We start from the raw sequence: 11,525 nt of genomic DNA on the forward strand, positions 1-11,525 counted from the left end.
CCAAGAAAACCCTTTGCATGATAAGGAGATGATAGTACGTGCCGACTAGTCGTACCAATCATCCTCTTTGTAGTCACCTGAAGCTAAATCTTCATCCTTAGTGGTGTCGCCAGGATTTCCAAATACACTTGTGAACAAGCTATCTTGGTCGTCTTGGTCGTCTGCATCGTTGCTAGAGCCAAATAATAAATTTAACAATCCCATATCAATTCTCCTGCTAAGCCTAATGTTTAAGTTAAGAGTGTAGCAGGCAATATTGCTAGCACAAGAAAGCTAACTTAATTTAGTCTTACGAAAAATTACAGCTCTAGGCAGCAATCTCAGTTTCGACCCTGAGGTCGCTGTAGTTTGAATGGTTGACAATTGCGATGGTACTGAAAACCGCGCATGGTGATTTTTATCATAAAAAACAAACCTCTATTGCATTCATTTAATAATTGAATCAATATATCTAAAGGTCAATCGTTTCAAAAAAAAGGATAAGAAATGGAACAAACCAAATTTGAAAGTGAATATTCAGAAGATAGCTTTTGGGAAAAAACAAAAGGGATTGTGAAAGCAGCAGGGGAAACTGTTTTAGAGCCAGCATTAAAGCTATATTACACTGCGCAAGATAAGGCGACTCCGGCTTGGGCTAAAACTACAGCTTATGGAGCATTGGGTTATTTAATTTCACCTATTGATGCCATTCCTGATATAACGCCTGTTATAGGGTATACAGACGACCTAGGTGTGCTTGTTGCTGCAACAGCTACAATTGCAGCTCACATTAAGAAGAAGCATTCTGAAATGGCTCGAAGCACGCTAAAAGAATGGTTTAACTAAACCTCTCTTGAGTCAATAAGTTAATTAGAGCGAGTAATATAATTCGCTCTTTTACAAGTCAAATATAATAAACCTCAGCCACCGGCTTAATCACCACTCGCCGTTTATCCGTATGCCTATAGACGCGATGTTGGTCTTCGATAATCACCGGAGCACCTTTAACGCCGTTAGCCCACTGCGCCAAATGATTAACACGTAGTAAGTCAGCTTCTATAGCGTCGCTATTGCCTTCGTTTACCCCAAACAAGCCTTTATATTTGTAATGCTTGTTGATGCCACTGACCTCACTTGGGTCGATTAACTTGTCACTCAAGTGACGAATACGGTCATCATCGAATAGTTCATTTACCGAAAAATCATCACCGACTGCTTGCTCTAAAACTTCCTGTTCCGCCCAGAAACTTTCATAGTTTCTCACTATGGATTCTTCAATTTCGACAGGTCTATCGTAATGGTCACTTAACTTAACCCACGCATCACCATCGAATGCTAATGCTTTTTGTGTGCGACTGGCTGTAATCGATTTGCCGTTGATAAAGGTAATTTTGAAACTCACATGACCTTCGCTTATTCGCTCACAAACAATAGCGGTAATTGATGCGGATACCTTATGTCTGAAGTAATTGCGCAACTCAACTTCGTTAGCATCCAACACTTTGCTATCGATAACTTCCCATTCAACAACTTCTGTTTTTGTACTGTTTCGTTTTGCTTTAACCGATTCTAACTTACGCTCGCCTTCATCAATCTCCAGCTCTAAGCTGTTTATGTGCTTCATTATTGTGTTGGACTTATTACCATTGGCGATGGCTTTGACAAGGTTATTTAATTCGTTTTTCTTGTATTTAAGCTGCTCTTCAACACCTGCAATTGTTGCATCAATATCTTTGGCATCCATATCAACAATTGGATTAAATACATGATTCGACGCAAGCCTAATAACGGTGTCCTCCAAATACTTATTTGAAAAAGACCACGCTTTACAGTTTTGATTTAGATTCCCTGCTTTACAGCGATACCTTAAGTGACCTTTTGTGCTTGCGCCAACCATTGTGCTGCCGCAATGCCCACAATAAAGAATGCCTAAGCCTGAAAATACATGAGGATGTTTCGCTTTGTTGCTATGAAGTTGTCGTGCTTTTAATAGGTGCTGCAATTCGTAAAACTTATCTTCATCAATCAGCTTGGGGTAATAATCATAAAGCGTATAAGATGCGCCATTTAAGTTTGTTATTGCCTTTTCACCTATTAAAGTTCGCTTAGTGAAAAACTTATTTATTAAATCTCGCCCCCAAGTTCCGGTAGTGCTTTTAGTCGGTGGCTTGTAGTTATTATCTAAATGCTTTGCGATTGCCATTTTAGTCCAACTATTAAACATCAGCTCAATCATTTCTTGCGCGATAGGGAAGTAAACTTCATGTGGTTTAACTGTGCCGTCAGAGCAGTCTGCCCACCACATATTATTACCGATTGAGCGTATGGCAATAGCGAAACCGTCAAATGAACGTGTGCCGCTAATATGGTTATCGATTATCTTCTTAGCATTGCCGATAGTTCGATTGGATTTAGTTTTTGATTCTTCATGCGCACGTGAAAATAGCATGATTGAATACATCAGCTCCATCGGGTTGGCAGTGATGGATTTAATGCTATAAATCTTTTTATCCATACCAGTGACAATCGTAATGCCAAGCTCTACCAACTCCATAAACAGGCGCTGAGCCTTTAATATGTCTTCGCGTGACAATCGGTCTAAGTTCTCAACAACCAGCCAACTATCGTTTGGTATTTGTTTATTCTTAACAGCTTCAATGAATGTGCTCAATGCACCTTCTTTACTGTTCTTTCCCTTAAACGCACTAATACCTCTGTCGTATATCTCGATTAAGTCCAAGTCGTTTTCAGCGGCAATATCTTGCGCTGTTTTAAGTTGCCTATCTAAGCTACTGCCTTTGCCTTGTTGTTCGCTTGACCAGCGAATGTACGAATAGCAATTTGGTTTATTTGGCATTAACCAGTCCTCCAATCTAATAATCAATCCTCCTTTATATCGAACTTTCAAAAACCTTGCTAATTTATTTTTGAGTTAACAAAAAACAGCAGTAGGTTAAATAAATTGTAAGTTCGAAAGGAGGTAAGGGCGACCGTTAAAGGTGGTATTGATATTTCATTTAATGAGATATTAAGTTAAAACTAAAACAGGCATAATTGAATTATTGATATAATAGGTGATAGCAATAAGCTTGATGCAGCGCTTTGATTTTGTTTAATGTCTATATAGAGCGAGCTATAGTCATTAACTTGCTGTCTACGAAATTTGAGCGACAATCATTTAATGATTCCAGCTTTTCTCTCGATACCTTTAGAGGGTCAGTTTACCTAACAATATGAGTTGATAAAAAGGTTCTAAAATGTCATTGCATTAACTAAGGGGAAATATACTCTATCTCAACGACCTCAATTAAATCAACGAGTAAATAATGAAAATAATGAAAATAATGAAAATAAAGCCTTCTCCAGTGCGTGGTGGAGATTGGCACCGATGTCAGAAATGTGGTAGTGACTATTTTGGGTATTCTTGCCCTTGTCGCAATTAACCTATGCTTACTTATTGCGAACAATATTATACAGTTGTATCTCTGTGGTAAGTATGTTTTGCCACAGAGATACAGGCATGTATAGTGGTATAATTAATTACGCGCTTACAAGCAATATAGGAGATAAGGTAGAATGAAGACATTAATAGCTTTAGCACTTTTAGTGGCGACTATGGGAGCAGGCGCAGAAGAAGAAAGGGGTTGCTACTTTGAACCTTGGACAAATATAGAGATAATGAATTTCGACTACAATGAGGCTGCAGTTAATCTATGTATAGCACGTCACTCTATCAAGTCGGTTAGAAGTGAGGGAGTTTACGCCTCTGATAAGATAGACCGTTGCAATGTTGAGATAGGGAGAATTAGTCTGCTTCTAGCAGCCAAGCATAAGGCAGACTGGAGTGAATCAATGCAAGTAACTGTTTGTGAAGGAATGGATAATAAGTAACATCTGTCCACTTTGCATGTATCCATAAACTTTAAGCTATCAAACAAGCACATACAGCGGTGAACTATAACTTCGAATATAATTAGCAATGATATAAAACACCGCAACAACAAAATGCTGTTAGCAATTTGCGCAACAGCGTTTCAATTCTATTGGCCTATAAGTCTTCGCTCGTCAAAAAATACATTTTTGTTATTTAGGTTGATATTTCATTTAATGAAATATCAACTTTGAAGTTCAGCTTTATACTTCCTATATAACCGATAACTCAGCAAACAAGCAACCACACTTAACACCGCACTTGCCCCTATTTGCCAATAAGACATCATTTGAATGCCACTGCCTGCCAAGGCAAATATTGCCATTTGTGGAAAAAAACCTAAATACGATGCGAATATAAACTTCCTAGCATCAATAGCTCCAACACCAGAACATAAATTTAATAAAAAGTTATTACCAGCAGGAATTAAACGAATGATAAAGGTTTTTTGAAAGGTATCTTGTTGCAAAAATTTGTTAAAAATATCAACTTTGTCACTAAAGTGTTTTATTACTAGAGGGCGGGCGATGAATCTTGCCGTGTAAAACGTAATAGAACAGCCAAGTGCAGCTGCGAAGGTAGCAACAAGAGTGCCTTGCCACACTCCAAATGCATAACCTGCGGCAAAGGCGGCCACTTGCCTTGGCAGGCTTATACTTGTCGATAAGGCAATTACAGCAATAAAATATAATATACCATCACTACCTTGCTGTTTAATCTTGTTATCAACCCAAGCTTGGTCAAAATGAGATAGCAGGCCGGAATAATTAAAGATAAGAGCTATCCCTGCGCTGATAGCTAGAAAGAAGCCTAAAAATGTAATAGCGGCTTTATATTTTAACCAAAATGATTTCATCATTTGTCAGGGTAGATTAGCTGGCAGGGCAAATAATGACTTTCTTTGCCTCAATCAAATGCTGTTTTTTATTAGTACTTAGGTAACTTACCGTACCTTCAATGAGTATTTGCTCATTAAGGCTAGCCTTGTTTGCAAAAAATTCCGCACTCTTGCCCCAAAGATGAACAAGACGGGTAATCTTTTGGCCTTTAAAGTGATGGTCAGATTCAACAAAGCCAGGTTCATTAATGGTAACGGAAAATTCAGCTAGGCTGATGTTGTTTTCAGTGGTGACTAACTTGATCTCAGAAACCAATGTGGCATTGCATATCAATTGATTAATGCCTTGATGAATTCCTTTACCCATAACAGATAAAGACTCAACTTGGATAAAATCCTTTTTACGCTTATTGCTAGTGGCTAAAGCACCATGAATAAGCAGCAGTTGCCCTTTGTCCGCATATAAAAAATGCTTCTCAACATCGTGACCTTCAAAATGACAACTATGGTAGCTAGTCCAATCTTTGAACGAATTAGTTTTTTTATCAAACCACGACTGGTTAGTGGCAACAACAAATTCAGCAACTGGCACAACCGGATTAGCACGATAACGTATTTCTGGTTTAGCCACTAAATTACCTGCCAAGATCACATGGCACTGCTGTTGTTTTTCTACTGGTTTTTCAATAGGTCTGATTTTGTCTGTCATAGCTTAAATTGGGTAAATAGGGTTAATCAGTATCATAAGAAAAAATTACGGTGATGAATACTAAAATACAAATTTTTTATTTTTCTAAGAAAAATATAAAAGGCACATTAATCCTGTGCCTAATTATAAATAATATTTTAAATAACTTTAACGGCTTGCATAATAATTGGCAATATCAGTATTGCTGCTAATAAGCTTCAGATGTTGATTTAATTGTGGAGCAATTTGAGCCACCAAATCAGTTGGTAAATGATCCAAACCTCCTGAGTTTAACCAGCCAATAATCGACATTACTTTTAGGTCGGCGATACTAAGTTTATTTTCAGCAAAATATTGACCACCTTGTTGAACCAATTTACTTTCTATATAGCTTAAGTATTTTGGTAAACCGGTTTGAGCTAATTCCTCTCTAGCTGCTTTTTGAGCATCACCTTCTAAAAACATTGTAGGTACAATTTTATTGATAATGTCTTCAGCTACGTCGATGACTTCATCACAAATTAGCGCTTGATATAAATCAGTAGGATATAAATGAGTAAGCTTACCCGCGTAACGTAAAATTGCACTCGACTGTGTGATTAGTACATCATCTACATATAAAACAGGTACCTGACCAAGCGGGGTTTTTGCTGCCTCTTGTGGAAAATCAGGATAAGGAAAACGATGATCCTCAAAAGCTACACCACCAAGATGAAATGCAAGTCTTATTGGCTCTGCACGGCCGCCATCTACATCGAAATAGCTTATTTTAAGCTGGGTCATATTTGTTTCCTTTTAGTTATGTCTGTAAATAGTATTGGGCAATATCAGCAGAAAACAAGGGGATACTCTATAACCATTAATTGATGTGAAAATTATGGTGCTAAAATTGAAATGGTCTAGCCGACAAGAGTCAAACCCAGGGCCTGCACTCCTAAAGGCAAGCTCTATCCAACTGAGCATCGGATGCCATGAACAATTTCACTTTACGAGATCGTTAGTTAAAAGGATTACTTTATTAAAAAGTGTTAATTATCGAGGCAAGTGGTTCACATTTTATATATTTATTGTTTTAATATCTTTATCTGAAATATCAAAACAAAAATAATGATAAAAATATTAGTTGTTGAAGATGAAAGCCAAATTGCAAAGTACATATATAAATATCTAACTTTAGAAGGCTTTGAGGTTACTCTGCTTAATTCTGGTGAGTTTTTTATTCAAACTGTACAACAAGATCCACCATCTCTGGTTGTACTAGATCTTATGTTGCCAGTAAAAGACGGTGTTGCTTGTTGTAAGGAGTTACGAGAGTTTTCCGATATTCCCGTTATAATGTTAACAGCAAAAAGTACAGAGGTAGACCGGATTATTGGTTTGGAAGCTGGCGCGGATGATTATGTCTGTAAACCATTTAGTGCTAAAGAATTAGTGCTAAGAGTTAAAGCAATATTAAGACGATTTAAAATTGCTGAAACTCAGTCAGGATTAATACTGAACAAAGGTTCGCTAAAACTTGAATATCAAGATGATAGTATTAAATTAACCAAACTAGAGTTCTCCTTAATGGAGTTACTGTATCGAAAACCCAGTCGCATTTTTTCACGTCAGCAAATAATGAGCATAGCGTATATGGAAGAAAAAGATATTACTGACCGAGCAGTGGATAGCCATGTGAAAAACCTAAGAAAGAAGATCCGTTCTCTAAATATCGAATCTATCGTGATTGATTGTGTTTATGGAGCAGGCTATCAATACTTGCCGTTAAGTGATTAGTAATTTAACGACAAGTTGCTTAATTATTTGCAGTATCTATTTAACATGACAGAATTATAAAATAGGCAGTTCCATATTGATTTTCAGGCCTCCTAAGGCCGAATGGTTGGCATATATTTTTCCATTATGTTCTTCAATTAAACTTTTACAAATTGCTAATCCCAAGCCAGAGCCACCAGTATCTCTACTTCTTGATGTTTCAACACGATATAATCGTTCAAAAATATTGGTTAAGTCTATTGTCGATACGCCAGGGCCACTGTCTTCAATAGATAATAGTAAAGTATTCTTTTTTGTTGAAGCTGAAAGTATAACTTGCCCAGGTTTATCGGTGTATTTGATGCTATTTGTCAGTAGGTTAGTAAATATTTGTTTGATTCTGTCACGATCAAATTCAACCATTAAATGAGGTGGAAGCTGTCTGTTGATATCGAAAGATAACTTATTATTATTCACAAACTGTGTTAATTCTCTTTGCCAGAGATCGAGAGTTTCGTTGAACTCGAAGGTCTCTTTATTGAGTTGTAAGGCACCAATGTCAGATTGAGCTAATTGATGAATATCGTTAATTAGGTGTTGAATGTCATCGAGCTTGTTATCAAGAGCATCATAAGTAACTTGTACGTCGTCTTCCAGCTCGTCTTTTAGTGATTCAACCTGTAATTTAAGAACAGTAAGAGGTGTACCAAGCTCATGTGATACATCGGCAAGCAATTGATTTTTTTTCTCGATGAGTTCTTCCATCATTTTAGCGCGTTCAAGAGCTAACTTATGGGTGTTTAGTTCAGTCTCTCGGAGCATTGCTTTTTGCAAAAATAACTTGTGAATAAACCAAAGTAGCCAAGCGGTCAGTGTCAGGATACAAGTAATAAACCACCAAGTTTGGTAGAACTTTGGTAATACAGTGACGGGAATAGAAAGCGTTTTATGACTAAGGTTAGCACTTTGATGTTGTGCTTTTATTTCCAAGGTAAAGTCACCTGGAGGCAATGATGTGTATGTTGCTCGCCGCTCATTTGTTGGCGTTGTACGCCAATAGTCATCATAGCCCTTTAGCCTGTATTCGTACTGGGTATTATCAGCGTTTACCAAGTCTAAGGCTGAAAATTTGGCTGATAGCTCTTGTCTATCAGCGGCCACATTAACCTTTGAGCCATTAGCTGCATTAATGCTTCTTCCGGATTTAAATTCTATGAGTTTTATCGGAGCTTGATAAGAAAGAGGTGTTAATTGTTCAGTATTAATTAAAATAATGCTGCTATCTGAGACGGCATAAATTGTATCACCAAGAACTTCTAAACTATTAGGTGTTTTATTATTAAGTACGTCATAGTGCCCTAAGCTATGATATTGTTGTTGGTACGGGTCATAATAAGCATATGGTCCAAACCATAAGTTACCCTTGTTATCGATATTAAGTGACATAAAGTTAAGCGATAAACTGTCGGGTGGTGCTGGGAGTTCATTAAGTATTAATTTGTCGCCTTTCACCTCAAGGTAGTAGACTGTTTGGTTGGTGAATAAAAAAATCTCTCCTTTTTTACCCTGTAAAATTCTTTCAACAGATGACCCTCTTAAGTTATTTTTATTAAGCGGCAAGAAGCTAAAGTCTTGTTGATTTGATAGCTGATAATATAGGCCTATATTGGTAGCAATATAGTAATCACCTTGCTCAGATTTATAAGTGTGCCAAGTGCGTTCAGTGATATCTTCTTTATTTGTTGTTTGCAGTGTTTCAAACTCTTCTATTTGTGGATTAAAAACAATAGGACCTCCGCTAGTAGATAACATGATCTCTTGCTCAGAAATATAATTAATATCGTAGGGGTTATTGCCTTTAAAGCCCATGCTAGCATAAGAGTAGTAAGTTTTTTGCTGACTGATTAAGTCAAATTTGATCAGTGTGGAGTTAGTTGTAGTTAGCCAAATACTGTTGTTAACTCCTCGTGCTAAGGCAGAGACTTCCCAAGTTTGTTTGCCCTGTTCAGAGTCCCCAGGGAAGTCTAGTAATTTTTGCTCTCCATTTTTTTTGTTAAACAATATTAATTTTTTATTAACTGATAGTAGCGAGTTGTCAGTTGATAAAGGTAATAAGTAAACCATCTCTTCACTCGTTAATTCTTCGTCAAGATGGATATACTGAAATGCCGACAATGATTGATTATAGTATTGCAGCTTACTGCCATTAAAACTTAGCCAAACTGTACCTGCTGCATCGGTAAAAATAGCATCAACCTTTTTACTTTTTAGTGTAAGAGTCGAATTTGTGGTTGGATCGATATGATTAATTTTTCGTGTCGTTCTAGCATCGAATATTTCAATACCATTGGTTAAATTACTGACCCAAATTTCCTTTTCATTTACTTGTTCGATAGCCATGTGGTTATATTTTCCACTTTTTGAGTCACCCTTTACTTGAGATAGGGCATTGGCGTTTGGATCAAGTAAATGAATATTAGCTTGATATCCGGCAAGCCATAGGCGCCCATCTTTTGCGGTAATGATTTTTCGAAATAAAGTCAGTTGTTGCTGCTCAGATATTGGCTGCTTAGTAGGAGTAAGTAGCTTGGGTACTACTAATTGTTTTTTATTTTCGTCGAAGAACTTCAGACCTCGAGCTGTTGCTAACCAAAGTTTGCCAGAGTTATCGATAGTCATATCTATGGTATAACTGTCATTTTTAACATCACTACCACTGTTATAGTGAGTAAAGGTTTTATCTTTAAGGGAGTAATAGGACAACCCTGCTCTACCGCCAATCCATAGATCCCCATTATCTAATACAATAATGTCTCTAATCGTATTACTTGATGGAGTATTGACGTTATTCTTGTCGTGCGGAAAGTGAGAAAAATTTCCAGTTTTTGCATCATAATGAGCTAAACCTAAATTATATAGGGATATCCATAGGCCACCTTGCTTATCTGCAGTAATAGTTCTGATAGCATTTTCAGCAATAGAGTTAGCATTGTCTGGGTCATGAATAAATTCTTTTATTTCATATCCATCAAAACGAAGTAGTCCGTTAAAACCTGCGTACCACAAAAAACCATTACTATCTTGGCTCAACTCATACCCTACATGGTCAAATACTTGGCTGGATTGCTTTATCGTTTGAAAATATGGGTAGGGTTTAAGTGATAAATGAGTTTGAGCTGTTGAGGTACTCGAAGAAGCATGACAAAAAACGGAAAAAAATGATAATAGATAGATCTTAAAAATAATTAACTTTAAATGCATAATTCAATTCTGAAAGCAAAGAGGCTTACACAAAATATATAATTCAACCTTTCTCGTCAATAATAGAAAATCAAAATTTTTATTAATTCAAATTCTCCACACATTCTCCATATTGTTTTAATACCTTAATAGTTATAGCTAGTAATTGCCTGTTTTGAAGGGTAGCTAAAAGCATAGTTAAATTACAGGTTAGCCCCATGCTTTCACTGTCTGGTTTTATTAACACGAGAATGTACTGATTATGAAAACAATTTACTTTGTTGCGGGATTGCCCCGTAGTGGCTCAACTTTATTGATGAATATTCTAGGTCAGAATCCTGATTTTTATGTCACTCCAACCTCTGGCATTTTAGACATGCTTGGCCAAGTTAAAAATAACTGGGATAAAAATGAAGCTAATAGAGCCAGAGAGCGTAATGAAAATGAGCTGATTAAAAAGAATGTCCTTACCGGTATGTTACAAGGCTATTTTTCTCATATAGAGCAGAACATTTGTATAGACAAAAACCGCTATTGGTTGGAATCCGCCGAAATGGCTGCAGCCATTTTAGGGGGAAAAGAAAAAGTGAAAATATTGGTGACAGTAAGGGATTTACGTGATGTTTTAGCGTCTTTTGAGCACCTTTATAGAAAAACTTCAGCACTCTCGCAAGTACCACTTGATGCCAATAACCCGATCAAATGTAAAACGGCGTTAGGCCGTTTTGAAATGTTTATTGATGACGCTCAACCTGTTGGTAGGGCGTTTAATGCCATTAGAGATGCCATTACTCGTGGTTGGGGACCAAATATGCACATTGTAGACTTTGATAAATTAACCACAAACCCGAAAGCGACTATGCAGTCTATCTATCAATTTTTACAGCAAGATAATTTTCAACATGATTTTAATCATGTTGAACAGATCACCTGGGAAGATGATACCGCTTATGGCTTTAAAGATTTGCATGTTATTCGCAACCAAGTTGAGCCACAAAACCCTCGTTGGCCAAGCACTTTTGATGTCACGGTAACAGAAAGTAGCGCATGGAAAAACATTGAACGGTTTGCCCGCTTTTGGGAGCGTTAAGATG

The 11,525-nt window shown here is 37.0% G+C and carries 10 protein-coding genes; 4 read left to right on the forward strand and 6 right to left on the reverse strand.

The genetic code is table 11. From position 1 onward, the window contains the following. Window positions 1-45 precede the first annotated feature (45 nt). Window positions 46-204, reverse strand: coding sequence for a hypothetical protein (locus RGQ13_RS00620; RefSeq protein ID WP_348391626.1), 159 nt, complete (start codon window positions 202-204; stop codon window positions 46-48). 282 nt (window positions 205-486) lie between these two features. On the opposite strand from RGQ13_RS00620, the gene RGQ13_RS00625 reads away from it, so the two are divergent. Continuing rightward, a complete protein-coding gene (locus tag RGQ13_RS00625) occupies window positions 487-825 on the forward strand; it encodes a YkvA family protein (RefSeq protein ID WP_348391627.1) in 339 nt (112 codons plus the stop codon). 58 nt (window positions 826-883) lie between these two features. On the opposite strand, the gene RGQ13_RS00630 is transcribed toward RGQ13_RS00625, so the two are convergent. After that, window positions 884-2,836: a recombinase family protein gene (locus tag RGQ13_RS00630; RefSeq protein WP_348391628.1), complete on the reverse strand. Its 1,953-nt coding sequence runs from the start codon at window positions 2,834-2,836 to the stop codon at window positions 884-886. A gap of 719 nt (window positions 2,837-3,555) precedes the next feature. On the opposite strand from RGQ13_RS00630, the gene RGQ13_RS00635 reads away from it, so the two are divergent. After that, complete coding sequence (locus tag RGQ13_RS00635) at window positions 3,556-3,870, forward strand: hypothetical protein (RefSeq protein ID WP_348391629.1); 315 nt, start codon at window positions 3,556-3,558, stop codon at window positions 3,868-3,870. Window positions 3,871-4,094: 224 nt separating this feature from the next. Here the strand turns inward: RGQ13_RS00635 and RGQ13_RS00640 are convergent, their stop codons facing one another. The 3 genes from RGQ13_RS00640 to RGQ13_RS00650 all read right to left on the reverse strand — a co-directional run bounded on the left by RGQ13_RS00640 (window position 4,095) and on the right by RGQ13_RS00650 (window position 6,219). Beyond that, entirely contained in the window at window positions 4,095-4,769 is a 675-nt protein-coding gene (locus RGQ13_RS00640; protein WP_348391630.1) for a TVP38/TMEM64 family protein, read from the reverse strand. A 13-nt stretch (window positions 4,770-4,782) separates the two neighbouring features. Beyond that, on the reverse strand, window positions 4,783-5,457 hold the full coding sequence (locus RGQ13_RS00645) for a single-stranded DNA-binding protein (protein ID WP_348391631.1): 675 nt from the start codon (window positions 5,455-5,457) through the stop codon (window positions 4,783-4,785). Window positions 5,458-5,604: 147 nt separating this feature from the next. After that, window positions 5,605-6,219: a glutathione S-transferase gene (locus RGQ13_RS00650; protein ID WP_348391632.1), complete on the reverse strand. Its 615-nt coding sequence runs from the start codon at window positions 6,217-6,219 to the stop codon at window positions 5,605-5,607. 324 nt (window positions 6,220-6,543) lie between these two features. Between RGQ13_RS00650 and RGQ13_RS00655 the strand changes: the two genes are divergently transcribed. Then, window positions 6,544-7,212, forward strand: coding sequence for a response regulator (locus tag RGQ13_RS00655; RefSeq protein WP_348391633.1), 669 nt, complete (start codon window positions 6,544-6,546; stop codon window positions 7,210-7,212). Between the two features lie 54 nt (window positions 7,213-7,266). On the opposite strand, the gene RGQ13_RS00660 is transcribed toward RGQ13_RS00655, so the two are convergent. After that, the gene (locus RGQ13_RS00660; RefSeq protein ID WP_348391634.1) at window positions 7,267-10,281 is read right to left on the reverse strand and encodes an ATP-binding protein; all 3,015 of its coding nucleotides are present in this window, start codon (window positions 10,279-10,281) and stop codon (window positions 7,267-7,269) included. A gap of 412 nt (window positions 10,282-10,693) precedes the next feature. Here RGQ13_RS00660 and RGQ13_RS00665 point away from each other — a divergent pair, with 412 nt between their 5' ends. Continuing rightward, on the forward strand, window positions 10,694-11,521 hold the full coding sequence (locus RGQ13_RS00665) for a sulfotransferase family protein (protein ID WP_348391635.1): 828 nt from the start codon (window positions 10,694-10,696) through the stop codon (window positions 11,519-11,521). The last annotated feature ends 4 nt before the right edge of the window (window positions 11,522-11,525 follow it).

It is taken from the genome of Thalassotalea psychrophila (assembly GCF_031583595.1).
Taxonomy (GTDB): Bacteria; Pseudomonadota; Gammaproteobacteria; order Enterobacterales; family Alteromonadaceae; genus Thalassotalea_A; species Thalassotalea_A psychrophila.